The organism is Bradyrhizobium jicamae (assembly GCF_018130215.1).
GTDB classification, from domain to species: Bacteria; Pseudomonadota; Alphaproteobacteria; order Rhizobiales; family Xanthobacteraceae; genus Bradyrhizobium; species Bradyrhizobium jicamae_A.
In genome coordinates this window covers 120,716-146,375 of record NZ_JAFCKQ010000012.1, presented here as the reverse complement: position 1 = coordinate 146,375, position 25,660 = coordinate 120,716, and the positions used below count along the sequence as shown (strand labels likewise).

Annotated in this window: 23 protein-coding genes; 18 read left to right on the top strand and 5 right to left on the bottom strand. The window is 59.0% G+C overall.

The features are described 5' to 3' along the window. The first annotated feature begins 175 nt into the window (after nt 1–175). Nucleotides 176–1,138, top strand: a complete 963-nt coding sequence (locus tag JQ586_RS16330) for a glycosyltransferase family 2 protein (protein WP_212395613.1) — start codon at nt 176–178, stop codon at nt 1,136–1,138. Nucleotides 1,139–1,152: 14 nt separating this feature from the next. Here the strand turns inward: JQ586_RS16330 and JQ586_RS16325 are convergent, their stop codons facing one another. Then, nucleotides 1,153–1,593 carry a hypothetical protein gene (locus JQ586_RS16325; protein ID WP_212395612.1) on the bottom strand — a complete coding sequence of 147 codons (441 nt, stop codon included), beginning with the start codon at nt 1,591–1,593 and terminating at the stop codon, nt 1,153–1,155. 256 nt (nt 1,594–1,849) lie between these two features. Here JQ586_RS16325 and JQ586_RS16320 point away from each other — a divergent pair, with 256 nt between their 5' ends. The 4 genes from JQ586_RS16320 to JQ586_RS16305 all read left to right on the top strand — a co-directional run bounded on the left by JQ586_RS16320 (nt 1,850) and on the right by JQ586_RS16305 (nt 6,409). Further along, the gene (locus JQ586_RS16320) at nt 1,850–3,121 is read left to right on the top strand and encodes a glycosyltransferase family 4 protein (protein WP_212395611.1); all 1,272 of its coding nucleotides are present in this window, start codon (nt 1,850–1,852) and stop codon (nt 3,119–3,121) included. Further along, on the top strand, nt 3,118–4,104 hold the full coding sequence (locus tag JQ586_RS16315; RefSeq protein ID WP_212395610.1) for an NAD-dependent epimerase/dehydratase family protein: 987 nt from the start codon (nt 3,118–3,120) through the stop codon (nt 4,102–4,104). The genes JQ586_RS16320 and JQ586_RS16315 overlap by 4 nt, the downstream gene beginning before the upstream one ends. Before the next feature lie 136 nt (nt 4,105–4,240). Next, nucleotides 4,241–5,461 (top strand): acyltransferase, encoded by a 1,221-nt coding sequence (locus tag JQ586_RS16310; RefSeq protein ID WP_212395609.1) that lies wholly within the window; start codon nt 4,241–4,243, stop codon nt 5,459–5,461. A gap of 192 nt (nt 5,462–5,653) precedes the next feature. Next, complete coding sequence (locus JQ586_RS16305; RefSeq protein ID WP_212395608.1) at nt 5,654–6,409, top strand: methyltransferase domain-containing protein; 756 nt, start codon at nt 5,654–5,656, stop codon at nt 6,407–6,409. On the opposite strand, the gene JQ586_RS16300 is transcribed toward JQ586_RS16305, so the two are convergent. Continuing rightward, complete coding sequence (locus tag JQ586_RS16300) at nt 6,403–7,110, bottom strand: hypothetical protein (RefSeq protein WP_212395607.1); 708 nt, start codon at nt 7,108–7,110, stop codon at nt 6,403–6,405. The two genes, JQ586_RS16305 and JQ586_RS16300, sit on opposite strands and share 7 nt — an antisense overlap. Before the next feature lie 20 nt (nt 7,111–7,130). Then, the gene (locus tag JQ586_RS16295) at nt 7,131–8,576 is read right to left on the bottom strand and encodes an MOP flippase family protein (protein ID WP_212395606.1); all 1,446 of its coding nucleotides are present in this window, start codon (nt 8,574–8,576) and stop codon (nt 7,131–7,133) included. Nucleotides 8,577–8,886: 310 nt separating this feature from the next. On the opposite strand from JQ586_RS16295, the gene JQ586_RS16290 reads away from it, so the two are divergent. After that, a complete protein-coding gene (locus JQ586_RS16290) occupies nt 8,887–9,732 on the top strand; it encodes a glycosyltransferase (RefSeq protein WP_212395605.1) in 846 nt (281 codons plus the stop codon). A 24-nt stretch (nt 9,733–9,756) separates the two neighbouring features. On the opposite strand, the gene JQ586_RS16285 is transcribed toward JQ586_RS16290, so the two are convergent. Continuing rightward, the gene (locus JQ586_RS16285; protein WP_212395604.1) at nt 9,757–11,121 is read right to left on the bottom strand and encodes a family 16 glycosylhydrolase; all 1,365 of its coding nucleotides are present in this window, start codon (nt 11,119–11,121) and stop codon (nt 9,757–9,759) included. A gap of 200 nt (nt 11,122–11,321) precedes the next feature. On the opposite strand from JQ586_RS16285, the gene JQ586_RS16280 reads away from it, so the two are divergent. The 3 genes from JQ586_RS16280 (at nt 11,322) to JQ586_RS16270 (ending at nt 14,749) form a co-directional block, all read left to right on the top strand. Further along, nucleotides 11,322–12,098 (top strand): glycosyltransferase family 25 protein, encoded by a 777-nt coding sequence (locus JQ586_RS16280; RefSeq protein WP_212395603.1) that lies wholly within the window; start codon nt 11,322–11,324, stop codon nt 12,096–12,098. A gap of 91 nt (nt 12,099–12,189) precedes the next feature. Further along, entirely contained in the window at nt 12,190–13,368 is a 1,179-nt protein-coding gene (locus tag JQ586_RS16275) for a glycosyltransferase (RefSeq protein WP_212395602.1), read from the top strand. A 97-nt stretch (nt 13,369–13,465) separates the two neighbouring features. Next, nucleotides 13,466–14,749 (top strand): hypothetical protein, encoded by a 1,284-nt coding sequence (locus JQ586_RS16270; RefSeq protein ID WP_212395601.1) that lies wholly within the window; start codon nt 13,466–13,468, stop codon nt 14,747–14,749. A 7-nt stretch (nt 14,750–14,756) separates the two neighbouring features. On the opposite strand, the gene JQ586_RS16265 is transcribed toward JQ586_RS16270, so the two are convergent. Beyond that, nucleotides 14,757–15,827, bottom strand: a complete 1,071-nt coding sequence (locus JQ586_RS16265; protein ID WP_212395600.1) for a glycosyltransferase family A protein — start codon at nt 15,825–15,827, stop codon at nt 14,757–14,759. A 105-nt stretch (nt 15,828–15,932) separates the two neighbouring features. Here JQ586_RS16265 and JQ586_RS16260 point away from each other — a divergent pair, with 105 nt between their 5' ends. The 9 genes from JQ586_RS16260 to JQ586_RS16220 all read left to right on the top strand — a co-directional run bounded on the left by JQ586_RS16260 (nt 15,933) and on the right by JQ586_RS16220 (nt 25,459). Continuing rightward, nucleotides 15,933–17,981 carry an HAD family hydrolase gene (locus JQ586_RS16260; protein WP_212395599.1) on the top strand — a complete coding sequence of 683 codons (2,049 nt, stop codon included), beginning with the start codon at nt 15,933–15,935 and terminating at the stop codon, nt 17,979–17,981. 43 nt (nt 17,982–18,024) lie between these two features. Then, nucleotides 18,025–19,464, top strand: coding sequence for an MBOAT family O-acyltransferase (locus JQ586_RS16255; protein ID WP_212395598.1), 1,440 nt, complete (start codon nt 18,025–18,027; stop codon nt 19,462–19,464). Next, on the top strand, nt 19,406–20,569 hold the full coding sequence (locus JQ586_RS16250) for a hypothetical protein (protein WP_212395597.1): 1,164 nt from the start codon (nt 19,406–19,408) through the stop codon (nt 20,567–20,569). Before JQ586_RS16255 ends, JQ586_RS16250 begins: the two co-directional genes overlap by 59 nt. Nucleotides 20,570–20,640: 71 nt before the next feature. After that, the gene (locus JQ586_RS16245; RefSeq protein ID WP_212395596.1) at nt 20,641–20,886 is read left to right on the top strand and encodes an acyl carrier protein; all 246 of its coding nucleotides are present in this window, start codon (nt 20,641–20,643) and stop codon (nt 20,884–20,886) included. Between the two features lie 9 nt (nt 20,887–20,895). Beyond that, a complete protein-coding gene (locus JQ586_RS16240; protein WP_212395595.1) occupies nt 20,896–21,351 on the top strand; it encodes a VOC family protein in 456 nt (151 codons plus the stop codon). 46 nt (nt 21,352–21,397) lie between these two features. Continuing rightward, complete coding sequence (locus JQ586_RS16235; protein WP_212395594.1) at nt 21,398–21,832, top strand: hypothetical protein; 435 nt, start codon at nt 21,398–21,400, stop codon at nt 21,830–21,832. Nucleotides 21,833–22,052: 220 nt separating this feature from the next. Then, nucleotides 22,053–23,003: an ABC transporter substrate-binding protein gene (locus JQ586_RS16230; RefSeq protein WP_212395593.1), complete on the top strand. Its 951-nt coding sequence runs from the start codon at nt 22,053–22,055 to the stop codon at nt 23,001–23,003. Nucleotides 23,004–23,009: 6 nt separating this feature from the next. Next, a complete protein-coding gene (locus JQ586_RS16225) occupies nt 23,010–23,990 on the top strand; it encodes an NAD(P)-dependent oxidoreductase (protein ID WP_212395592.1) in 981 nt (326 codons plus the stop codon). Next, a complete protein-coding gene (locus JQ586_RS16220; RefSeq protein ID WP_212395591.1) occupies nt 23,990–25,459 on the top strand; it encodes an O-antigen ligase in 1,470 nt (489 codons plus the stop codon). Before JQ586_RS16225 ends, JQ586_RS16220 begins: the two co-directional genes overlap by 1 nt. The last annotated feature ends 201 nt before the right edge of the window (nt 25,460–25,660 follow it).

The window sequence follows — 25,660 nt, the reverse complement described above, 5'->3', positions numbered from 1 at the left end:
GACTAACCCTTTGTAATGAATTATAATTTACGATATTTTCGGAGACGGGCTGTAATACCACTAACTTCCGGCTAAATTTTAGCGTTTCGTATCCGTCAGTACAGTTCAAATTGCGATTAAGCATTAAGATAACGTCGTGGGTTCATCGCGTATTCTCAGTAGTGGGCTCGTTTCAGTGATCGTTCCCGCGTTCAACGCTGCGGACACGATCCGCGAAACCGTGTTGAGCGCACTGAACCAAACTTATCGTCGCATCGAGGTCATCATCGTCGATGACGGCTCTACCGATCGCACCAGCGCAGTTGCATCGACCCTCACAAGCAGTGATCCAAGGGTTCGGTACGTCTACAAGCAAAATGGAGGCGTAGCTTCGGCGCGCAACCGTGGAATTGCGGAGGCAACGGGCGACTTCATCGCGACTCTTGATGCGGACGATCTCTGGTGGCCGACCAAGCTTGCCCAGCAGATCGCGCGGTTTGAGACAAGCAGCCCGGACACTGCACTTGTCTATGCCTGGTGCTGCTGGATCAGTGACAGCGGCAACGTGACTGGGGCAGCTCCGCCTACGCGGCTCGAAGGCAGCATCTTCAGACAGATGTGCCTGGGCAACGTCATCATCAGCGGCAGCAATGCCCTGATCAAGCGCAAGGCCTTGATCGCTGCCGGTGGTTTTGACGAAACCCTCCGCGCACGCGGCGCACAGGGTTGCGAGGACTGGAAGCTCTATCTGCAAATTGCGGAGCGGCACGAAATTGCGATGGTGCCTGAATATCTCATCGGATATCGAATTTCGGCAGGCTCGATGTCCGATGATTTCCAGCAAATGATGCGGTCTCGTCGATTGATCGAGACCGAGTTCATCGCAGCCCATCCGGAACTGGCGGGTCAATTTGCGCGTGGTGAGGCGGTTCTGGCGTGCTCGTTGGCGCTGCGTGCAATTGAGCAGAGGCAGTTTCGTCACGCGCTTGAACTATTGACCAGTCTCACACGCGGACGATTTCAAACGGGCATTGCATCTCTGATCTGGCTGGTGGCCGGCCTGATGCGACGCATCCTGCGGCGACTCAATCATCGAGCGCCCCGCCAGTTCCAGTCGCCGACTCGTCGGGAGGATGGGCTGCACCGATCAGACGCCTGACCGGATTTGACGAGTTATTTGTCGCTACTCTGTGAGGGTTTCTCCGGCACCAGATCATCGCTTGGATAGAAGCGTGCCTGCCGAGCCTCCGCGAGGATCTTGCCGGTGTTGGATTTTGCTACCGCCGTAAATTGATACACGGCGGGACCACAAGGTGCATATGTTCGAATGCTGGCCGGAGGCAGTACGCCGTTTACCGGCATCGGGACTTCCTGCCCTCCCAATTCCCTGTTCCCCTGCGTCAGGGTCAACACGACCAGTTTGGCATCGGATGGCACGTTGCGGAAGCGGATTTCGGGGTTCGGAAAAAGCGTCACGCAGCCTTGCGCTCCGCGCCACGAGAACTCGATCGTCATCGGGTCGGCCAATGCCGGCACGATCGCCGCCTGCCAGACCAGCAATGCTCCAAGCAATGCCCTAAATCGCACAATGCCCTCGTCGGAGAATTCTGGCACATTGGTTGCGTCGGCCAGAGACGAAATAATGGCTGTCAGTATCGGGTGGCCGGACCAGGCTGCAGGACGCTAGCCGCAGGCGGAACTCGGAATCAAGCGTCAAATGCCAAAATGGAAGGCGAGATACAATTTTGCTTAATTTGCGCAGGCTCGGCCGAACGCCCGAGAAAAGTTGCTGCACCTGCCAAGTTGTTCAAAAACCGCCGCTATTAACGGTTAACACAGCCCCGGATAGACAATCAGCAGGTGATGGGCCATGAATCTTCGCATATCAAACAATGAATTAGCCGCCGTGGCGGGCAGGTACCCTGTGAAGATCCTGGTTCACGACTACGCCGGTCATCCATTCCAGGTTGATCTCAGCCGCGAACTCGCGTCACGAGGTCATCAGGTCACCCATGCCTATTTTCACGGCGATCACGGCCCAAAGGGACGGCTTGAGCGGTCGCCCTCCGACCCCGCCAACCTGTCCTTCAAGGGCTTAAGTCTGCCGCGTGCATACGACAAGACATCGTTCGTGCGGCGGCGGTTTGACGATGTGGCGTACGGGAAGGCAGTCGCAAGCCTTATTCGCACACTGAAGCCCGACCTGGTCATCTCCGGAAACACGCCGACGGAATCTCAGACTTCGATCGTGAAGGCATCGCGCAAGAGCGGCGCGGCCTTCGTGTTCTGGGTTCAGGACTTCTACAGCATCGCAGTTACGAAGCTGTTGAAAAAGAAAATGGGCACCGTCGGTGCGGCGGTCGGCGCCTACTACACGTTTCTCGAACGCGGGCAGTTTGCCAATTCCGACGCCATTGTCGTGATCACGGAAGCGTTTGTCGACGTGGCAAAGAAATGGGTCGATGGCGATGAGAAGGTCTTCACGATCGAGAACTGGGGCACACTGAACGAAATTTCACCGCTGCAAAAGAACAACGACTGGTCGCGACGGCACGGGCTTGCCGACACATTCAATTTCCTTTATTCCGGCACTCTCGCGCTGAAGCACAATCCTCAACTTCTGATTGATCTCACCAAGGAGGTCAAGGGACGTGCTAACGTCGTGGTTGTAAGCCAGGGCGTGGGAGTTTCCGACCTCGAGCGTGCGAAGCGCGAACAGGGAATCGACAACTTGATCCTGCTGCCGCTGCAACCCTTCGACGATTTGCCGAAAGTTCTCGCGACGTCGGATGTGACGGTTGCAACGATCGAACCAGATGCCGGCATGTTTTCCGTGCCGTCCAAGGTGCAGTCATATTTCTGCGCTCAACGCCCGGTACTGCTCGCCGCGCCGGCCGAGAATCTCGCATCTCAGGTGGTGAGGAAGCATGGAGCAGGCTTGGTGGTCGATCCGAGCGACAAAACGGGTTTCCTGCGTTCTGCGGTTCAATTGATGGATGATGATGCCCTACGCGTCGGCGCAGCCGAAAGTGGTAGGAAATTTGCCTTGAACAATTACGACATCATGCGGGTCACGGACCGTTTTGAAATGGTATTCCAGTATGCTATCCGTGCAAGAGATGCGAGAAAGGGAACTTCATGACTAAGACTGCCCTGGTTTGCGGCGCTGGTGGCTTCATCGGGGGGCACCTCGTAAAGCGCCTGAAGCGCGAAGGCTTCTGGGTCCGTGGCGTCGATCTCAAATTCCCACCATTTGCGGAAACCGAAGCCGACGATTTCGTGATCGGGGATTTGCGCGATCAGCAGTTCTGTCGGCAGATTGCGGACCGCAGATTTGATGAGGTGTATCAGCTCGCAGCAGATATGGGCGGAGCCGGCTATATCTTCACCGGCGAGCATGATGCCGACGTGATGCACAATTCGGCGACGATCAATCTCAACATGCTCGATGTCTGCCAGAAGCGGAACGTGCGCGGCATGTTCTATTCCTCGTCGGCCTGCATGTACCCCGAGCACAATCAAAAGGACCCGAACAATCCCAATTGCGCCGAGGACTCCGCCTACCCGGCCGCGCCAGACAGCGAGTATGGCTGGGAAAAGCTGTTCTCCGAACGGCTCTACCTCGCCTACAATCGCAACCACGCCATGCGCAATCGCGTGGCGCGCTACCACAATATCTTCGGCCCCGAAGGCACCTGGGACGGCGGCAAGGAAAAGGCTCCCGCAGCGGTATGCCGAAAGGTTGCCCAGGCGACCAGCGGCGGCGAGATCGAGATCTGGGGCGACGGAACCCAGACGCGCTCGTTCCTCTACATCGACGAATGCCTTGAGGGCACGATCCGACTGACGCGATCGGACTTCGAAGGCCCGGTAAACGTGGGCTCCGAGGAGATGGTCACCATCAATCAGCTCGTCGATATCGTGGCCGATATCGCAGGGAAAAAGCTTCACAAGAAGCATATCCCGGGTCCGCTCGGCGTGCGCGGCCGTAATTCGGACAACCGGCTGATCGGGCAGAAGCTTGGCTGGAAGCCTTCGGCCCCTCTGCGCTCCGGTCTCGAGAAGACCTATGAGTGGATCGAACGGCAAGTGCGTAGAAACTCGACCAGGGCGGCCGCGGCCTAGCGCCCTTTGCCCCTCTGCCCCATGGAGTGACGCAATCGCGCACTCCATGGCCGGTGGCAGCCGCGAACGACCATCGTGAGAGCGCCTGGAATTGCGTTCGTTACCTTGAACCGTCCAATTCCGAGGTTGTGAACTCGTGACGCAGCATCCGGCCAGTACCGGTGCCAAGATTGGGGTCGTAAACGGCTTGCGCGGCATCGCCATCTTGATGGTGGTGCTGCACCATCTCTTCATTCCCTTCGCCGGCTCCAATCCAATGCATCCCGGTCAGCTCGCAGCTGGCATTTTCTCGGCGTTCATCGCCGATGCGTGGCTCGGCGTGCATATCTTCTTTGTTCTGTCCGGCTTCGTGCTTTACCTGCCCTACCGACTTGGACGTCGCAGAATCGAGGCAGGCGCTGATGTCTGGTCGTTCTACCTGCATCGGGCCCATCGGCTCCTGCCGCTCTACTACATCGTCGTTCTGGTTTCACTCGCGCTGCATGCACAAACCACCATCGGCTCGCGCGGCTGGATGCTCGAGGCTTCGGGCCTGCTTTCGACCCTGTTTGTGTTCTCGCCTTACGGCTTCATGCCGCCGTCCAACATCGTGCTATGGTCGGTCGGCGTAGAAATCTGGTTCAGCCTGCTGTTTCCTCTGCTGATCATGGCGATCCGTCGATGGGGGATTGCGACAGTCGTGACCGCGACGGTCGCCGCGAGCGCATTCTTTATGTTCGTTGGCAGTTCGATTCCGGTTCCCCACGTCGGTACCTTCCGTCCATTCGTCAACGGCATATTCGGCACCTGCTATGAATTCGTACTGGGCATGCTGGTCTGCGACCTGTACGTGCGGCAATCCGAAGCTGCGAGCCGCCGCCCGATCCACAACTCGGTGGCGCTCATGTCGGCCGTTTTGCTGGGCGGACTGGCCCTGTACCTGATGCACAATTCGCCATGGCTCGGCGGCCGAGTGTTCGGCAACGTGCTCTTTTCGATGGCATTTGCAACGCTGCTTTTCTGCAGCCTGTCGGCCGGCAGACTGCTTCGAGCAGTGCTCGAAACCTGGGCGCTGCAGGTGCTTGGTTGCATGTGCTACAGCATTTATGCATGGCACGGAATCGTGATGAACGACATGATCCCGCCGGCAACGTCGACGCTTGCCGACACACTACGACTGGCGGCGCCGTTCACGCTGCTGATCCTTGCGCTGAGCGCGTTGAGCTATCGCTATATCGAGTTCGGCCACACGCGCGACTGGAAGGCACTGTTCCTGCTGCGCCGGGAAGACGCTCCGCCAAAGCCAGCGCGCGTCGGCATCAGTTTGCTGGCTGTGGAGCCCAACGAAAGGCCCGTCGAGAACCAGCCGGCGCCCTGATGCGCGCCACATCTCAGTTCCTGCGCAAATCCCGGTGCGCGACCTCGCGAGCGATCAACGCAATTATCGCTGCGCGAACTGGCGCTTTACCCCGTGCCGGGCACGATCGCAGCGTTGCTTGACATGGGTCCGCCGTCCGGCCGACAATCGGTTGCGAATTAAATTCGTCCCTCGTTCCCAGTGTTGATCATCATGGCTTCTGTTTCACGACTGCTCGCGCACGTCCTTCCGCCGTTGCCGAGATGGCGTGCCCAAGTCCTTGTCTTCACCATCAGGTCACTCGTCGAACGAGCGGCCCCGGTGGAGAGGAACTGCAATATCTGCGGCCGCGACGACCTGTTCAGGCCGTTCGGCTGGCCGATGCGCCCCGAAGCCATGTGCCCGCACTGCAGGTCGCTCGAACGCCATCGTCTTCTCAAGCTCTGGCTTGATCAAAACAAGGGCGACGTCGTCGGCAAGCGCATTCTTCATTTTGCACCGGAGACGACGGTCACGAACCTGGTGCGTCCGCTGGCCGGCAAATACGTTACCACTGACATCTGTCCCGGCTACGATCTTCAGCTCAACATCGAGAAGATCGATCTCCCAGACAGTTGCTATGATCTCATCCTCTGCTCGCACGTCCTTGAACACGTCGACGACCGCGCCGCGCTCGGCGAAATGCGCAGAATACTGACGGACAACGGCGTAGCGCTGCTGATGACCCCGGTCATCGAAGGCTGGTCCGAGACTTACGAGAACCCTTCAGTGGTCGCGCCTGACGATCGTGAAATACATTTCGGCCAGAAGGATCACGTCCGCTACTACGGATCCAACATTCGCGATCGCGTCCGGCAGGCCGGCTTCGAGATTGACGAATTCACGGCCGAAGGATCGCCGGTCGTAATGCACGGACTGATGCGCGGAGAGAAGTTGTTTGTCGCGCGCCGGCGAGCAGCCGCTCAATAATAGGCTGCGCCCACGTAGTCGCCGCCCGCAATCACGATCTGAGTCTTGTTGGAAAAGACGCCGCCGCATTTGTGGGCGATGTTCTTGTCCTTCAGGAGCGCCTGAATCGAATTTGCCAGCAACAGCTCGCCGTCCCGCTCAGCATCGTCGACCACGATGATAAATCGTGACGGATTGATCCATTCGACCAGATCGACCGCGCCGAGGCGGGCGAACCGGTTGGCTGCCTGCCCGGCCGGAGGCCCATCGACGATCAGCAACTCGACCGTGCTTTTCGGCAAGGGCGAGAAGTCGTAACCCATGAAGCGCCGCTCGTGCCAACACCTCGGAACCAGCGTGGTTGTGATGACCTCGTGCGAGACCGACGCGGAAATGCGGTCCGCCCACGTCTTGTCGTGCTCCAGGGTCCGGACGGTCGATTTCAGGACGCCGGCCTTCTTCATCAGATCCAGCAGAAGCGATGTCTGGCCGGCGCCCAGTTCCAGGACCTCGCCGAGAGGATAGTCCAGCGCAGCCCTCAGCAGGATGTAGAGCAGGCCATAATTCGCAGCAGACCCGACCGGATAAAACCGGATACCAGCGGAGTTTATCGAGGCAAGGTCGCGCTCGAAGATGCGCTGATACACCGATTCCATGCTCGCCGAGCGACTGCCGGCGTCCAACCTGTGAATGAGTTGCTTGATGCGCCCTCTCAAGGCCATGTTTCCCTCGCCCTGACTCGTCAGGCCTTCTTCAAGATGACGGCCCGCATTTCCGCGACAATGTCGCGGGCTCCAACCATCAGGAGCACACAGTAGATCACTGCACCAACCGGCACCAGGCACACCAACTTGAGCACCGCACTCGCGTCCGCCGGCACAATCAGATTCCCTGCCGCAACGATCAGCGCCGACATGATCATTGCGGCCAACAGCGGCCGCCACAGCGTGGCCGCCACGTCGATCAATCTACGATCAACCTGAGCGAGTGTATAGTGAAGATAGATCGCCGATGTGACAAGGTTGGCCGCGAAGTAAGCTCTTGCTACACCAACCGCTCCGTTTGGCAAGCCGATTACGAAGGACAGCACGTAGATCACCGCACAGACCATTCCGAGGTTGCGCATAAGCCAGGTCTTTCCCGTCGCAATCAGGACTGTGCCGGTCGTCGACACGACGGATTGAAGGAACCCGGTCGGAGCAAGCCACCCAATGATCGGGAACGACGCGCGCCACTTCTCGCCCAACACGACAAGAACGAATGGCTCTCGAACCGACCACAACCCAAACATCATCGGCGCCGTGATGACGCAAATGAATTGCAGCACCCGCAAGTAATTCCTGCCTATTAAGGCGGGATTATGCTGCTGACCGCTGAAGATCGGCAGGAACGCCCGGTTCAGGACGAACGTAAGATTTTGCAGTGGAAACAGCATGATCCGGTACGCGATGTTGTACACACCAAGTTCAACCGGACCGAGAACGCGACCGATGAGCATCCCGTCAGCGTTCCGGGAAAAGTAGTTTATGATGTTGAACCCGACCAGATTGCCGCTGAATCCAAGTATCCCCAGCAATTCCGCGCGACTCCAGTGTCCGGTCGGACGCCATCCTGACACGGCCCAGAATAGGATCGACGACAGTGCCGTTCCGATCAGGGTCTGCAAAACCAGGCTGACCACGCCGGCCCCGTGCATGGCCGCGACAACGCCGGTGACAACGCCGCATGTCGTCGAGAAAATCTCAATGATGGCAATGCTCCGAAACCAACTGCCGCGTTCGAGCAATGCCAAATGCGGCGCGCCGGACGAGCCAAGTGGAAACGCCAGCGACAGATACATCAGCAGCGGCTGGATGGCCGGCTCGTGGAATGCCCGCGCGGTGAGCGGCGACGTCAGTGCGACAATTCCGCCCAGCAACACGCCAAACAGGACGTTCGACCAAAATACGGTGTCCAGCAGTTCGTTCGAGAGTTCGCTTCTCTGGATCACCGCAGCCGACGTCCCCATGTCGCGGATGATCGACGCGAAGTTTGTGACAATGGTGGCCATGGCCAACAGGCCAAAGTCCGATGTTGGAAGAATTCTGGCGAGGATCGTTATGCCGATCAGCGAAAGCCCAACCCGCCCGATTTGTGCCGCTGCGGCCCATTGAAAATTCGAGATGGCCGAGCCGGATTTTCTGGTCATGAGAACTCATCGAAGAAGCAAAGTGCCACTTCGGGCCATATAGCAGGACCTGCGAGGAAGGGGCTAGCTGCCGCGGCTACGCTGTTGAATTATTGTGTCAAACCTGTCGGAGACGCCGGGATCGGCGAGGTTCGGTGCCCCCACGCGTTCCCCTCGATGGGAGATCACCAGATCGCCGCATTCTCGGCCGGAAAACGGGCTTCGTCAGAGTCAGGACAAACATTAGGTTAACATCGCTGACGCGACATGGTAACAGGCCGTCCCGACGCGTCCGAAGCGAAGTGGATCGACGTCAGACGCGGTGAGGACATTGACCATCTCCGTCTACATCCCAACCCGCAATCGGGTTGACCTGCTGGCAGCCGCCGTGGCGTCCGTGCTTGCACAAGAATTCACCGATATCGATTTGATTGTCGTCGATGATGCCTCGACCGACGGCACGGCTGCCTATCTCGAGTCCGTCGTGCGCTCGGACCGGCGAGTCCGCTTCATTCGCAACGATAGTCCTTGTGGCGCGCCAATCTCCAGGAACAAGGCGATCCGGCAGGCGGTCGGAGAATTTGTCACCGGGTTGGATGACGACGACCAGTTCACGCCACGACGACTCGGCGAGTTGCATGATTTCTGGATCGCCCTCGCGCGGTGCGGTACCGCCGCTTCGTGCATCTATGCGCAGGACATATTGATAAGCGGCGGCCAGGAGATCGGCACGACGAAGAAGCAGGGCTCAGTGGACTTCTCCGATCTCATCAAGTCAAATCAGATCGGCAATCAGATCTTCGCGCCGAAGCAAACCTTCGAGGCCGCCGGACTGTTCGACGAGCGGTTGCCGGCCTGGCAGGATCTCGAGCTATTCATGAGGATCGTCAAGAAATTCGGCCCTGCGCGACTGCTCGACATACCGCTGTATCGGTTCGACGTGACACCGTCGCGAAGCAGGATCTCGTCGAAGCAAGAAAAGGTCAGGACCGCCTACAAGCTGGTTTCAGACTTGCACTGCTCCGACGATGTCAGAAGCAGGCAGCGGCTGATGCTCCAGCAGTTTTCTCCGTATTACGGCATCCGGCCGACGGCGGCGGACTTCGCCGAATTCGCGCGCCTCGGTTTTTATCCGCGCGGCCTCGCTGCATTGGCAGCAAGATTGCTGCGCATCTGAGCCACATGCCCCTCCTGGCGTCGACTACCGCCCCTGTACCTTGAGCGAAACCAGGCGGCAGGACAACGCCTTGGGCGGCTGGACTATCCCGGTGCTGCATGCGACCGGGCTTGGCGTAATGCTTCGTGCTCCCTTGTCGCCGGAGACTTCTGAAGTCAATTTTGCCGCCAGAACATAGGATCCCGCGCGCGGCAGGGCCGGCACCGCCAGATCCACGATGCTGGCCCCATCGGGTCGTTTCCTCAGCGCTGACGGGTCCACCTTGGCACTGGCGACCGCCACGGTGCTCCCGGTCGCTTCATCCACCACCCAGGCCTGCAGTGTCCTGTTCGAAGCATAGTCCTCGGGAATCTTGAGCGGAATTTCGACGCTTACAGGATCGGTTGTACCGAGCGATGCAACGCCCGCACTGACCTGCCTGCCGGCGACCTTGCTGATACTCTCGAAGATCGGCTTCGGCATGTCATTGATGGTCGTCGTGTATCCGAATTGCTTCGGATCGGGCGTCAGGCTTCCCGGACCACACTGCCGGGCTCCCTTGTCGGAATTTGTGTACTGGCAGACACGCACGTAATCAATCTTGAACGCCTGCGGAAACGCCGCCTCGTCGATGCCATGCCGGCCAGCCCATTTGCTACCGCCGACCGCAAAATTGAGGTCGACATGCGCGGGTGGGCCGAGCTGACCATCATTGCGCAGCCATCGGTAATTCCGGGTGTAGATCAGCTTGCCGTCCCAGAAGAACGAGACCTTGTCCGGCGCCCAGACGTAGCCGACGGTGTGCCAACCGAGATTGAGATCCTCGCTCCCGTACAAGTTCTGAAACTTGAGCAGGAAATTCTTGTCGACGTAAGTGTATTCCTTCTCGCTGAAGGGGGCCACAACGTTGGAGTGCAGGGAATTGGCCTTGTCCTCTACCCCGTTGATGACGAACTCGAAGATGTCGGCTTCCGGCGGGTGCCACGTCTTCCCGTCGATGTCATAATCGGCTTCGAGCCAGAATGCCGGCCACACACCTTTTGCGTTGGGGAGAAACACCCTCGCCTCGTAATAACCATAGTAGAATGTCCGGTGGCTTCGGATCATCGCCGACTCGAAGAGGTTCGGGCCCTCCATCTTCTTGGCGATCAGACTGAGCACGCCATCCGAAACGACATGATTGTCGCGATAGCGCTGGTTCTCATCGTTGAAGTGATCCATCGTCTCGTGATTGTAGATGTAGCGCGTCGCCCATTTCGTTCGGTCGAGCTTGTTGCCATCGAACTCATCGGAAAATACCAGTTCCCAACCCGCAGACCATGCCGGCTTTATGGGCAGGGCGGCTGAAATCATCATCGCTACCGCAAGGGCGTGTTTGAGGATCTTGGTAAACAAGGTGGAGTCACTCACTGAGGTCGCAGCTCCTGCAGACGGATTGTGGACGCCAAGCGCACCTACATTGGCAGCGTCCCGCACACCGGACAAGCTGGCCGATGCAGAGCGCCGTAACCTCGTTTGTATGAACCGCCGCGGCGCGATTGGAGAAACCCACGCGACGTGCCATAAGCTCGGACTGCGTCAGAAAGATGCCAGGGACCACACGCGCTCCGATGAATTCCGACCTCAATGTGACCGTCATAAGCTTTACCGATTCCCCGCGCAGGGAACGGGTGAACGCGAACTTGAGCGCTCTCGGCCTTCCGTGGCGCTATTTCGACGCAATTCGCATTCCCCCGGCGCACTTGCCGCAATATGACGAAGCCCAATCCGTTCGCTTCTGGGGTCGCACGCTATCGCGCTCAGAGATTGGCTGCGCCGCCAGTCACATTGCTGTGCTGGCTAAACTCGCGGCGTCGCACGAGGAAACCTGGACGCTCGTGATAGAGGATGACGTCGCACTCGACCCGGCGTTCGACTACAAGGCGCTGGTGGCTCTCTGCAGGACTGCCGGTCTCGGCTTCCTGCGATTATATGCGCGGCACATGCCCCGGCTGAGAAACGTGACGTGGCTCGGGCAACGTGAATTGATACGGTTCAAGAAGGCCCCCATGGGCACGCAGGCCTACCTGATCTCCAGCAGCAAGGCCCGTGCGTTCATAGGATCGTTGGGTACGATCAGCCGTCCAATCGACTGGGAGATGGATCGGTTCTGGCACAACGATCTGTACAACTACGCACTGTTCCCGTTCCCATGCATTGAGTTGACGACCGCCTCTTCGATCAAAAAGCAGGCGGAATCGGACAAGAGGTCCACAGCGTTCGACAAGATGGTCTGGTTTGCATGGAAATCCAAGGAGGCCGGTCGACGGCTTGCCGCAAACTTGCGGCTGCTTCGCCAGGACCGGGCGATCCGAACTTCATTCGAACACCATCCCCTTGAATTCTAGTCGCGATGGCGCGCTTCGCGCTATCGGCTGCGCGTCTGGCGTCCGTGCGGCCGCTCTCAAAGCCAGGCGAAGCATGCAAGGTGAACGCAAGTTGAAGAAATTGAAGAAAATACTCTGGATCTGCGGGCGGCTTCCCTCTCCGCTGTTCAGCGGCGATGCGCTCTACTCCGCTGGCGTCTTGAGGGCGTTGGCGGAGACCAACGAGGCCGCCATCACGCTGGTAGGGACCCGCCGCAGCGACCAGTCGGTTGGTGAACATATCCTCAATCTGCCGAACCTGATTTGCCTCGACGCAGCGCCCGCGCGCCCCACGGGCTTGCGTAGCCTCCTTTCACCTTTGCCCCGCGACGCCTTCAACCTCGGCACGCCTGAACTTCAGCAGTCGTTGCAAACCCTTCTGCAGCAGCATTGGGATTCGCTCGTCATCGATCACGCCTATTCCTCCGGTCCGCTGCCCGAGATCCTGCGTCAACGCGGACCAAGCTCGATTTGCTATGTCGCCCACAACGCCGAAGGTGCCATTCGCCCGCAGATTGCAAGCAGCTTTGGCAATCCGATGCGTCGGATCCTGATGCGGTTGGACGCCGAGAAGTATCGCAAACAGGAGAACCGGGTCCTGCAGGCTGCGGACGTGGTCACATGCATCTCCGAGGAAGACGGCTCCTATTTCCGAGGCTTCTCGAACAACGTCCATATCGTTCCGCCGATCTATTTTGGCGATGCCAGTCCGCCGCGCCAGATTTCATCAGCCAGTCCTCGAACGTTGTTGCTGGTCGGATCATTCGAATGGGTCGCCAAGCAACGCAATCTGGAGTTGATCGTCCAGGGCCTGCTACCCGGTCTGCAACGCAATGGAATACGACTTGATGTGGTGGGAACCGTGCCGCAGCACTTCCGCGATCGCTTCGACCACTTCCGACCGCATTTGTCGTTCCACGGCCGGGTCGACGACATCTCGCCCTATGTCGCGGCTGCACGCGGCGGACTGGTGCCCGACCTCCTGGGCGGCGGCTTCAAGCTCAAGGTTCTGGACTACGCCTTTCAGCGACTGCCCATCTTTGGCTTGCGCAACGCACTGGCCGGTACCACGTCCGAGGAGCAGTCGGCGATGTTCCTCGCCGAGAACCTGAATCATCTTGCCGACGTAATTGCCCGCAATATCGACGAAATCTCCGCACTGAACCAGAACCAGACGGCCTTGTTCGAGCTGTTCTCCGCCCGCTTCGGCGTCGAGGCCGGAACTCGCCGTCTTAGAAGGGTCTTTCTGTGACCGGAACGACGTCGTATTGTCCACGCCGCTTGATCCGGGCGCATGACCTGCCGGATCCGGCGCACAAGGCCTGCTAGCCAGAGAACCCCGACACTGAATGAGTGCAACAGCCGCCAATACGATCGATGCAGCGACCAGCCCGGCCTACGGGATCCCGTCCGAGCTCGAACTGAACCGGATTGCACGGTTCCTGGTCTGGTTCGCGATTATCTCGGTCCTGTTCCTGGGCCAGATCGCATATAACATCGGCGAGTTTCCCCTTGCCTCCGACCTGCTCAGCTACGCCCTGATCGTAATATATCTTCTGTTATCGGGATATGCGGCCTTAAGCGTTCCCTCGCTCTTCATTTACATCAGCGCCGTCGCGATCGCCGCGCTGCGGGTGCCATTTGCGACTTCCACCACATCGTGGAGTTCGTTTCTGCTCTTGTGCGTGCTCTACGCACCCTTCATGTTTCGCCTTGTCCGGCGTCCCGGCCTTGGTCCGGTTCTGGACTATGTCCTGAAGGCCTATGTATTGGCGGCCACGATCATCGCGGTAGTTGCAATCGTGCAGCTCGTCGCAGTCAACATTACGAAATTGGACATCCTGACCAACATCTACTTTGTCCTGCCGAAGGAGGTGCGGGGTGCCGGCACGTACACCTTCTATCGTGAGGGCGGCGGCGGTCTCGTGAAAGCCAATGGATTCTTTCTTCGCGAGTCCGCGGACCTCTCACTGGTAACCGGCCTCGCCTTGCTGATCGAGTATCGCTCGCAAAGAAGGTTGTATTACCTGGCGCTGCTTGCCGCCGGCCTGCTCAGCTCGTTTTCCGGCTCCGGAATGATTGCTGTGATTGCGGGATTGTTGTTGCCGAAGAGCTGGAGCCGGACGCCGGTCTTCGTCGCCTATGCCTGTGGCTTCGTCCTCCTGATCGTCGTGCTCTCCAGCCTCGATGATCCCTTCCTCAACATCTGGCTGGGGCGCTTCTCCGAGTTCGGCAAACCGAACACCAGCGCATATGCCCGATTTGTTGCGCCCTGGGAGATGGTGCAGAACAGCTTCAACAGTGGACTTTTTGCAACGTGGCTGGGTAAGGGCGCCGGCAGCTATTTCCGCGACCTCGCGACGTACAGATATACGTATGAGGTTGCCGATCCGACATGGGCCAAGGTCACGTACGAATACGGCGTTGTTGGATTGTTGCTGTTTCTTGCCCTGGTGATCGTCCGGCTCTACTCGAGTTCCATGCGAATTGAAGCATGCCACTTCCTTGTGGTGAGCTGGATCGGATTTTCGTTCCTGCTGAAACCGGGATACGCGCTCTTGATCTGGCTGCTGACGCTGATCCCGAAGGCCGCGATCGCGCCAGGTGCACCCAGACACGAACAACCGCCGTGACCGGGGTCTAGCGCACCACCTTGAACAAATTGAGCGCAGTCTTCATCAGCCTGGGACGGCTGGTTGGCGCATAACGCCAGCTCACGAGTGAGCGCGACAGATGGCCCGGTCCGAACAGGACGCACAATGTCCAGAGAAACAGCGAGGCGCGCTGGGAGATTGTAAACCCTTGCGGGTAGCCGAGAGCCCGGAAGCTGTCGGCCATGATCCGCATCGAGCTATCTTGCTCAATGGGATGACCGTTTGGTTGCAGCGCGTAGGATGCGGCCCGCAGGCACAAGTATAGCATGTTCCTGCTCAACGCCTCGGGGTCAACGGCAAGCCCGACGCTCCTTGCAATCTCGGTAAAGAAATTGAAACGTCGCCGCGTGACGTCCACTTCCCGGGCAAAGCGGCTGTCATCCAGCTGCAGGAACGCGCCGTGGTTCTCGCCATGAACGCGATAATCCACCAGCGGCTTTGCGATGGTGATCACGTCTCCCAAGGCGGGTGCTGCAGTAACGAGATAGCTATCCGGGGCCCGATCGACAAAATCGGACTTGAAATTGAAAACCTTTTCAACGAGCCATCGCGGATAGGCATTTCCGGAGCCGGGCGGCGTGGGATAGACGCCCGCGGTTATCGCCCATTCCCGTATCTGCTGCGGCGTCGGGGTCTCGAAGAATTGTGGCTGGACGCTGCCCGTCGCATGCCCGGCGGCATCGATCGCCCGCATCTGAAACTGGAATTTGCTCGCCTTCTCGGACCAGGCTGCCGCAACTTCTCGCATGATATCGGGATGCAGCGCATCGTCGGAATCGAGAAAGATGACGACATCTCCCGTCGATCGGCGAAAGCCGTTCACGCATGATTGCATCTGCCCGACGTTCGTCTGGCTGACGGCAACGATTCTGTCGGCAAACGCTGAAATGACCTCCATTGAGTTGTCGGTCGATCCGTCGTCGACAACGACGACCTCTACGCGAGGCCACCGGATATCGAGCGCGCTTTGAATCGCTGTTCCGACGTACCTGGCGTAGTTGTAGTTGGGTATCACGACGGAGAGGGTTAGCTCGCCCGACAATTGGTCCTCGCGCATTGTAACCTTAATCCAAACTACCGGTTCAGATTTGACGGTCGCTACCGTATTCTCCATATAGATTCACTGTATAAATCTAATTCTACGTATAACCCAATTGGGCAGATGGCCAAGAACACGCCATCAAACTGTCGAATTATATTCGAACAACATGCTTACATTATCGGCTGGATTTTCCCCCATGGGTGCGGCAGCTTCGCTCCGTTCGCCGCCAAACACGAGCTGAGATCGACTGTGTCTGCAGAACTTTATAGAGAACTGTCGTGGCTTCCAAGACCGCCCGATGACTTCGCCACCAGTTGTAAGCAGCTGACGAAGACGGAATCCGAGGTCGGCAAGCAGATCCGGTTTCTCGCAACCCATGCGCTCGACGAACGCCAGCTCTCGCGACTCGGACGCGCCATTGCCATCGTGCGCGAACAGGGACGCTCGCTCAAGCCCCTGGTGCCGTTCAAGCTTGGCCTGGTCGGCAACGGCACCCTCGACCTGATGGTTCCCGTTCTGGTTGCGACAGCTGCGCGCCACGGCTTTGCCCTCGAATGCGTCACCGGCGCCTACGACCAGTTCCTCCAGGACTCGCTACAACCGGATTCGAGCCTCAACACCTCGCGACCGGACGCCGTCCTGATTGCGCTCGATCACAGGGGCCTCGCCCTCCAGCCGAGTCCGGGCAACGAGGAGATCGCGGCGCAAACGGTCGATTCGGCCATCGGCCTCGTGAACACCATCCGTGCGGGGTTCGCCCGCAACAGCAATGCGGTCTGCATTCTGCAGACCCTCGCGGCCCCGCCGGAGGGCCTTTTCGGATCGTTCGACCGTGCGCTGAAGGGGACAGCCAGGAACCTGGTCGATCGCTTCAACCAGGAGGTTTGCCAAGCCGTCCTCCAGTCGACCGACCTGCTGCTCGATGTGGCGGGTATCGCCGAAACGGTGGGTCTTGCGGACTGGCATTCGCCGGCGCAATGGAACCTGGCCAAGCTGCCATTCTCCGACGACTTCGTCCCGCTTTACGCAGAGCATGTCTGCCGGATTATCGGGGCCCTGCGCGGCAAGAGCCGCCGATGCCTCGTGCTCGACCTCGACAACACGGTCTGGGGCGGCGTCATCGGCGACGATGGCCTCGAGGGGATCCAGCTCGCGCAAGGCGACGCGACGGGCGAGGCGTTTTTGTCTGTCCAACAGCTCGCCCTCGCCTTGCGCGCACGCGGTGTCGTTCTGGCGGTAAGTTCGAAGAACACCGACTCGATCGCCCGCCGTCCCTTCAAGGAGCATCCCGACATGCTTCTCAGGGAGGATCACATCGCCGTGTTCCAGGCCAACTGGGACGATAAGGCGACCAACATACGCGCCATTGCCAAGGAGCTGTCGCTCGGGCTCGACTCCTTCGTGTTCCTCGATGACAATCCTGTCGAACGCGGCCTGATCCGTCGAGAAATCCCCGAGGTGGCCGTTCCCGAGCTCGACAGCGACCCCGCCGGCTACGCGCGCACCCTTGCCGCAGCCGGTTATTTCGAGGCGATCGGCTTTTCTGACGAAGATCGTGCCCGTGCCGACATGTATCAGGCCAACGCCCGTCGGCTGAGCCTCCAGGGCCAGACTTCCGACCTGCCGTCGTACCTGCGGTCGCTGGAGATGCGCATCGTGTTCGGCGCCTTTGACCCAACCACCAGATCGCGCGTTACCCAGCTGATCAACAAGAGCAATCAATTCAATCTGACCACGCGCCGCTATACGGAGGCGCAGATCGAACAGCTCGAAGGCAGCGACGACGTGATGACGCTGCACGTTCGGCTGTTCGACAAGTTCGGCGACAACGGCATCATCTGCGTCATCATATGCCGCCCCTCGCGTCCGGGTACCTGGACCATCGATACCTGGCTCATGAGCTGTCGGGTGCTCGGGCGCTGCGTCGAGCAGGCGGTGCTGTCGGAGATCCTGAATCGCGCGCGGGCGGCGGGCATTTCGACCCTGGAAGGTCGCTATATTCCGACCGAGCGCAACGAGATGGTCCGCGAGCATTACGGCAAGCTCGGATTTACCCGGGTCGAGGAAGGCCCCGACGGCAGCAGCCGATGGGAGCTCAGCACCGATACCGAACTCGGTGACCTGCCGATGACAGTGGAGCGGGAGCAGCCACAGCTGCAGCCTGCATGAGTCAACCCTTTCCCACAGGCCGTTGGGCCCGAGCTGATCGCCGATGAGCCTTACATCGCCACTTTTTTTTGCGTTCCTTGCCGGCGTCGTGCTTGCGTTCAACGCGAGCCAGTCGGTGACCTATCGCAGGCTCGTGCTGGGGCTCGCCAATGCGATCTTCATCGCCAGTTACCTGACCGACTACACCCAGATCCTGCCGCTCCTCGGCTTCCTTCTGCTCGGCTATGTGTGCGTCTCGATTCTGTCCGTCTGGAAGTCTTCGCTCGTGCTCGGCCTGGGGATCGTTGGCGTACTGGTCTCCTATGTCTTCCTGAAGCGTTTCTCCTTCTTCGAGGACCTTGGCCATCTTCCCTTTCCGTATCTGACGATCGGCCTCTCCTACATCCTGTTCCGCATCCTGCACATGATGATCGACGCACAGTCGGGAGATCTCGACGAGCGTGTCGGCCCGTTCGCGTTCTTCCGCTATACGTGCAACTTCCTGTGCTTTGTCTCGGGACCGATCCAGCGCTACCAGGATTTTCGCGCAGCCGACGGAACCGCTGTCGTCAAGCTCGACGCAGATTCGGTGTTTCTGGCCTTTTCCCGAGTGATTGCCGGCTACGCTAAATTCGTGATCATCGCCGCCGTGGCGGAGTACGGATTCTCGTTCCTGAAGCCGCAGCTCTTGCAGGCCGGCGAGTTGTCCTTCGCGAAGCTCTGCGTGCTTTATGGCGCAGCCGCCTCGCTTTATGCTGTTTACCTGTACTATAATTTCTCCGGGTATATGGACATCGTCATCGGCAGCGGCGTTCTGCTTGGTCAACAATTGCCGGAAAACTTCGACAAGCCGTTCTCTGCACGCAGCTTCCTTGAGTTCTGGCAGCGCTGGCACATGACGCTGTCGCAGTGGTTCAAGTTCTACTTGTTCAATCCGCTGGTCATGCTGCTGATGTCCTGGTTCCCGGCCCCCGCGCTGAACGCCTATCTGGGGGTTTTCGCCTTCTTCGTTACGTTTCTCGTCATGGGTATCTGGCACGGCACCACGGCCGTCTTCGTCGTTTACGGTCTTCTGATGGGCGCCGGCGCGAGCATCAACAAGCTCTGGCAGGTCGCCTGCACCGAGCGCCTCGGCAAGAAACGCTACCGGACGTTGACCGAAACCCCGAGCTACATCTACTTTGCGCGGGGTGTGACGATCAGCTATTTCGTGCTGGCTCTCACCTGCCTGTGGTTGCCGGAACTGTCCGACTTTACCCACCTGCTAATCCGGCTGGGGCCAGGCGGAATATCCGTCGCCTTCGTCGGAATAGCGGCTGCATTCGGGCTATTCTGGTTCGTGGCCGACTACATTGCGCCCCGTTTGACGGCGCCGGCCCTGCTGACCACGGTGCGCGACAGCTTGATCGGACGCAACCTGACGCTGGCCAGCCAGATGATGGCCATTGTCGCGGTTGCCACGTTGCTGCACAAATCTCCCGACTTCGTCTACAAGGCGTTCTAAGTTGAGATTCATCCTTCGACAGGCCGCGCTGACACTGGCATCGTTTGTGTTTCTCTATGTCTTGATTGGCGCCCTCTCCTTCCTCGTGTTTCCGGACCCCTCGCACGGCGGTCCCCGCGACTTTCAAGCAGCGGGCCGCTCGCTGTTCATGACAGTCCCCAAGTATGTTTTCCTGGGTCGCAGTGTACTTGACACCCAGGAGAGCAAGGTCCTCATCGTCGGAGCATCCAACACGGCCGTTGGCTTCATCCAGAAGGTGATCCAGCCGAAACTTGCTTGCGCCAACGTGAGCAACCTGGCGATGGGAGGTGCCAATATCTCCGAAGTCGCCCAGATCATCGATCTGGTGCACGAGACGCAGACTACTCCCAATCGCGCACCCAACACGTTCGTCATCGGTGTCTGGTACGGCATGTTCGCCGATTCCGACATCAGGTTTGTCGATCCCGACCGCAACCGGGGAGAGAGCGATCTCGATATCGAGAAGTACCGCTACGGTTTCTACCGGCGGAGCGCCAGCGGCCCCGTCGCGGTTCTGCCGTCCAAATGGCTGGACGCCGGCGTCATGGCGCTGCGTCCGCTTCTTCTGGTCGAGAAGGTCGCCCGCGAGGCGAGAGCAGGCATCAACCTTCTCCTGACCGGCCGCGTTTCCGCCCAACGCACCGAAGCTGAGCGCGAGGTTGCTGTGATGTCGGACCAGGAGAAGAAGAAGGCCCTGGATTATTGGCGGGAGAACATGGGGAAGGACGGGATATCAGTTGCGCAGTTCGATCTGCTCAAGACCACGGTCGCATCGTTGCTGGACTCGGGAGAACGGGTCGTGCTGGTTGATCTTCCGATCCCTGCCTGGCATCGCGACGCCAGTCCATTTCAAGCGGACTACGAGCAGAGGTTTCAGGCATTGACCCAGCAATTCAAGGTCAACCCGAACTTCGTCGCAATGTCGATGGCCGATCTTGACGGCGACCTGGACTACTCGGACGAGGTGCACGCAAAGCGGCATCTGGCCAACATTTGGTCGAACAGGCTGGCCGACGTCTTGAGCTCATTCACCTGTCAAGAGCACCGGTCCAAATCACGGGTCTCGTCCAGCGCTCCAGAATAGGCTACAGCGCCATCACGTGTGGCCATTGAGTGATACCAGGAGTCGATATGCGACAATCGACGGGAAAGGATATGATGATGGACCAAGCTCAGATCTATACCCAGCTCACGTCGGTCTTCCGAGACGTGTTTGATGAGGATGACCTCGCGCTCAAGCCGCAGACCACGGCTGACGACGTCGACGGCTGGGACAGCCTCACTCACATTCGCCTCGTTCTTGCGGTTTCAAAGGCCTTTGGCGTGAAGTTCTCTGCGTCCGAGATCGGCAGCTTGAAGAACGTCGGAGAATTCGTCGACCTCATTCAGAAAAAGACGTGAGAACCCAGGGTGCCCCACTCTGAACAGCAGATCGTGCCCGCCTTGGCGAACCTTGGCTTTCACCATTTGGGCCTCGCTGTCGCTACGCCGGACGAAGCCTTTCGCTATCTGGCATCGCTTGGCTACTCCGAGGGGAACTGCGCATTCGATCCGTTGCAGCGCGTCAACCTCGCCATGCGTCATCATCCGACCATGCCAGACGTGGAGGTGATTTGGCCTGGCGATGGTCCGTCTCCGATCGACAAGTTCATCAAGAAGTCGGGCACGATGATCTACCACCTGTGCTATACGTGCGCCGATACTGACGCCGCGTTGGCCGCGCTTTCATCTGCCGGCGTCGAGATTATACCGGTCAGCCCGCCGACGCCCGCTGTCCTGTTCGGCGGACAGCACGTCTCATTTTATCACGTCGCAGGCTTTGGACTGATCGAGATGCTGCATACCGAAACGCTGCCCGGATCGTGAACGTCAGCACGGAGATTTGATGCAAAGGCGCCCCGCACCAGGAATCATGGCCCAAATTTGGCTGGCGGTCGGCCTGTCGGTCGCGGTGCAGCTTGCATGCATTGGATTGGCTGTGGCGCAGGCCCCCACGTTCGGACAGAAGACCGCGCCGATCGCAGGCGGAATGGGGATCGCAGCGAAGCCCGCAAACCCCTTCCTGGGAATGAGCGGCACCTACGCGCCCACCCACAAGACGCCGGACGGACGGGCTTGCATTGCGGTCACCCCGATGACGCATCCACAAATCATCAATCCCAAAATTATCGACCAGATCGTTCTCGTGAACAACATCTGCGGCCAGTCGATCAAGGTTCAAATCTGCTATGCGGGCAGCACCGATTGCATTATTGTGCCGCTGACCGGGTATCAGAGAGTCCAGAGGATTCTCGGGGTTGCTTCTGGTTCGACTGTTTTCAGATATGAGTATAGTGAACTGTACTGAGTTTCCGGACGTTCCGTTGGCGTACTCCTGGTCTCAACTTGTGCACGATTTTCTTGACGCCGACTCTTAAGACCAAGGACATATTTAGAAACTTATGATGGGTAGTCGGTCAGGTTCCCGCAGATTCCGATTAGGCCTGCCGCTGTTCGCGGGATTGGTTATCGTCAGCACGCTGGCAGCGCTTATTCTTGTGCGACAGAGACCGACCCGAAGCGAAGCGTTGACGGCCAAGGCCGTCCCGATCCAGTACACGCTGAAGCTCGGCGGTCCCGTTTCACTGACATCGGCCGGAACGATCATGGCGATTGCTGACGGCCTGTTCCTGCGCGAAGGCCTGCAGCTCCGCCTGGTTGCGGGGTCAACCGACGGCGATGCCATATCGGCGGTCGCATCCGACGAACACACTATCGGTCTGGCGTCGACCGCGGCATTCCTGAAAGCCCGTGCCGAGGGGCTTCCGATCGTCGCGTTCGCAGCATCCTACGCGGTCAGCCCGGTGGAATTCTTCACCATGCCTGACGTAGCGCTGTACACGCCGACGGATCTCGAGGGAAAGCGAATCGGCTACCGCTCAGGGCCGGAGACTGCTGCCATTCTCTACGACTTCATCAACAGGAACGCGGTGGCACAAAGCAGGCTGCATCTCGTCGAAAGCGACACAGCATTGCAAGACCTCCTGGACCGCAAGATAGATGTGCTGCTTGGTCGTCGAGACATCGATGGTCAGGAACTCGAACGTTTGAATATCGAGTACAAGGTGTTCAGCCCGGAATCCTACGGCGTTCATGCCCCCGGTCCGGTCTACTTCGCCAATGAGCGCGCCTTCGACCGGTTGCGCAATCTCGAGAAATATCTGATTGCCACCGCCGACGGCTGGACTGCGGTGTACACGGACTACAAGAGAACAGTTCCCGTCATCGCCAAGTCGATCGAGACGCCGCTGGCTGTTCCTCTCCTGACCCGCCTGCTGGAGGAACAACGTCGCTTCCTGCGTCCGTTTGGCACGAGATTTGGAGAGCTGGATCCAAGGCCGATCCGCCTCTTACAGGAGCAACTCTTGCAGCGCCGCATTATCGAGAATACCGTCGATCTGACGCGTGCCGTCAACTACGACGTCGTGAGAGAGGCGTATCGCCGAGAGGCGAACAGCCTGAGCCGGATCGAGCCCTGATCGCAAATGTCTCCGCAAGCCATCATCTTCGGCGGTGCCGGCTTTATCGGCACTCATCTAGCGGCGCGCCTCGTCGCATCGAATCAGTACAACCGGGTCGTCTCGGTCGACATCGGCAAGCCCAGAGCAACCATAGCGGGCGTCGAATATCTGCAACACGATGTGCGCGAGCCGATCGATCCGAACATCGCAAAGGGCGCACCGGCCGACATCTTCAACCTCGCCGCGATCCATGTCACGCCGGGACATCCTGACGGCGACTACTATTACACGAATATCCTCGGCGCCGTGAACGTTTGCAAATTCGCCAACGAGACGGGTTCGCAAAATGTGGTCTTCACCAGTTCGATTTCGATCTACGGGCCGAGTGAAGAGGCGCTGGACGAGGATGCCACGCCAGCGCCCGTCAGCGCCTACGGGCGCTCCAAGCTCTCCGCCGAGAAGATCAAGCTGCTTTGGCAATCCGAGGCGGCCGGGCGCAAGCTCACCATCGTTCGTCCGGCCGTGATCTACGGCCTCTACGAACGAGGGAATTTCACACGCCTGTCCCGAATGATGGAGAGAAACGCGTTCATCTATCCGGGACGTACGGATACGATCAAGTCCTGCGGTTACGTCAAGGACCTCGTGTCCTCGATGCTCTACATGTCGGATTGCAACACCACCGGTGTCTCCATCTACAATTTCTGCTTCGAGCACCGGTACACGATCAATGAAATCTGTACGGGATTCTCGCGCGTCGCTGGTTACAGCCAGCCGCGATTGACCATTCCGGTCTGGTCGATGAATCTCGCGGTGCTGCCTTTCGAGGCGTTGCATGCCGTCGGCATCAAGACCGGCATCAATCGTGACCGCGTGAAGAAGCTGTGGTTCTCGACCAACATATTGCCGAAGCGGCTGGTCGCGAGCGGCTTCAGGTTTTCATACGATTTGGAAAGCTCGCTTGCGGAGTGGAAGCGCGAATCGGGCGTCAAGGACTTCGATTGATGATGCTTCCCGACCGCGCGCAACCTCGATCGTTCCGCGGCGGATCCGATCCACCAGAAGATATGAGCGGCGGCTACACGAAAGCGGCGCTTCGCCATGCCGGGACCGGGGCGACGCTTGGCCTGTGCGCCGTGATCGCGTTGGCACCGCTGCCTTTCGGCTCGACGGATGCGCGGGTCATCGCCGTGTGGGTGTTGCTGCTTTCCCTGGTGCTGCTACTGGCAAGCGTCCCGGCCCTCGGCCCGAAGGATACGGGCTTCCTGTGCGGATTTGCAGTCGTTTCGCTCGCCTGGGTGGTGGTCGTCGGCGCCCAATTGAGCCAGCCGCCGGCGTTCGGCCGCCTGATGCCCCCGATCTGGGCGCAGGCCTCTGCCCTGCTCGGGGAGCATCTGCAAGGCTCGATCTCGATTGCACGCAACCAGCCTTTCTTCTCGGCCGGATCGCAGATTGCGTGCCTGCTGTCCATGCTCGGCGGATATCTCATCGGCAGAAAGAGGCATGATGCGCGAATGCTGCTGATGGTGTTTCTCGGCTCGGCGCTGGTGTACGCAGTCTATGGGTTGCTCGCGCTCGCCTTCTGGCCAAACTATGTGCTCTGGCAGCAGAAATACAATTATCTGAACTCGGTGACGGCGACTTTCGTCAACCCGAACGTGGCAGCGACATATTTCGGTGCCGCCACCCTGGGCTGGATCATTCTGCTTGCCGGCGGGAGAAGCAAGCGCCCGGAAATTTCCCGGCTTCCCTGGCTCGAGTGGATCAACTTGCAGTTGAACGCCGCATCCCCGCGAACGATGATTTGCCTGCTGATATGCTTTGTGATGCTTTCCACGACCATGCTAACGGGGTCTCGCGCAGGATCCGTGCTTTCCTTGCTCGCAATTGCCGGCGCCGTGACGACCTATTTCCGCGAGGAGTTGCGTAAGCGTGGATTGCTCTGGATCATTCCGATCGTCACAGCAGTTCTGGTCGTCGCCGCGATCACGATCCTTTCGCCCCGCGCCAATCAACGGTTTGGCACAGAAGGCTTCTTCGATCCGGGGCGCTGGTCCACCTACAAATCGACCATCAAGATGATCGCCGACTATCCGTGGCTGGGGTCCGGCCTCGGCACGTTCAAGTGGAATTTCCCTGCGTATCGCAGCGGCGACGTCCCGTCATACGGCGTATGGGAAGAAGCCCACAATACCACCCTCGAGATTGTCGCCGAGATGGGTATCCCGTTCGCCCTCGTTGTCGGGATCGCCTGGCTTGCTGTTCTCGTGGTGCTGGGCCGTGGCATGCTGAGTCGAAACCGAGATGCAATGCTGCCGACGACCGCGTTCTGGATCGGCTTACTGGCGGTCGCTCACTCTCAGGTCGATTTTCCCCTCCAGATTCCCGGCTTTTCTCTGGCCGTTTGTCCCATTTTGGGCATGGGGATGGCGCAATCCCGCTCGAGCAGAAAAGCTGTTAACAAAGCCTGTTAACCTCGACCAAGGAGAGAACGGGCGCGACTATACATTTGCCTAATTTTCATTTAAAAATATGCCATTAGTACCTATCACGCATCTGCACGCGAGAGGCGAAAACGTATGAAGAGTCCAGAACGCTTGTGGCCATCGAGGGTGGTCCTCCCGGCCCTGTTCTGTGCTGTGGCGCTTGCCTTCCCGGCAGGCGCGTTTGCTGCT

Excerpts from the sequence above, each read along its gene's own strand:
- JQ586_RS16320 (WP_212395611.1), top strand. The coding sequence starts at position 1,850 with ATGAATCTTCGCATATCAAACAATGAATTAGCCGCCGTGGCGGGCAGG.
- JQ586_RS16315 (WP_212395610.1), top strand. The coding sequence starts at position 3,118 with ATGACTAAGACTGCCCTGGTTTGCGGCGCTGGTGGCTTCATCGGGGGG.
- JQ586_RS16305 (WP_212395608.1), top strand. The coding sequence starts at position 5,654 with ATGGCTTCTGTTTCACGACTGCTCGCGCACGTCCTTCCGCCGTTGCCG.
- JQ586_RS16300 (WP_212395607.1), bottom strand. The coding sequence starts at position 7,110 with ATGGCCTTGAGAGGGCGCATCAAGCAACTCATTCACAGGTTGGACGCC.
- JQ586_RS16295 (WP_212395606.1), bottom strand. The coding sequence starts at position 8,576 with ATGACCAGAAAATCCGGCTCGGCCATCTCGAATTTTCAATGGGCCGCA.
- JQ586_RS16280 (WP_212395603.1), top strand. The coding sequence starts at position 11,322 with ATGAATTCCGACCTCAATGTGACCGTCATAAGCTTTACCGATTCCCCG.
- JQ586_RS16270 (WP_212395601.1), top strand. The coding sequence starts at position 13,466 with ATGAGTGCAACAGCCGCCAATACGATCGATGCAGCGACCAGCCCGGCC.
- JQ586_RS16265 (WP_212395600.1), bottom strand. The coding sequence starts at position 15,827 with ATGCGCGAGGACCAATTGTCGGGCGAGCTAACCCTCTCCGTCGTGATA.
- JQ586_RS16260 (WP_212395599.1), top strand. The coding sequence starts at position 15,933 with ATGGCCAAGAACACGCCATCAAACTGTCGAATTATATTCGAACAACAT.
- JQ586_RS16255 (WP_212395598.1), top strand. The coding sequence starts at position 18,025 with ATGAGCCTTACATCGCCACTTTTTTTTGCGTTCCTTGCCGGCGTCGTG.
- JQ586_RS16245 (WP_212395596.1), top strand. The coding sequence starts at position 20,641 with ATGATGATGGACCAAGCTCAGATCTATACCCAGCTCACGTCGGTCTTC.
- JQ586_RS16235 (WP_212395594.1), top strand. The coding sequence starts at position 21,398 with ATGGCCCAAATTTGGCTGGCGGTCGGCCTGTCGGTCGCGGTGCAGCTT.
- JQ586_RS16225 (WP_212395592.1), top strand. The coding sequence starts at position 23,010 with ATGTCTCCGCAAGCCATCATCTTCGGCGGTGCCGGCTTTATCGGCACT.
- JQ586_RS16220 (WP_212395591.1), top strand. The coding sequence starts at position 23,990 with ATGATGCTTCCCGACCGCGCGCAACCTCGATCGTTCCGCGGCGGATCC.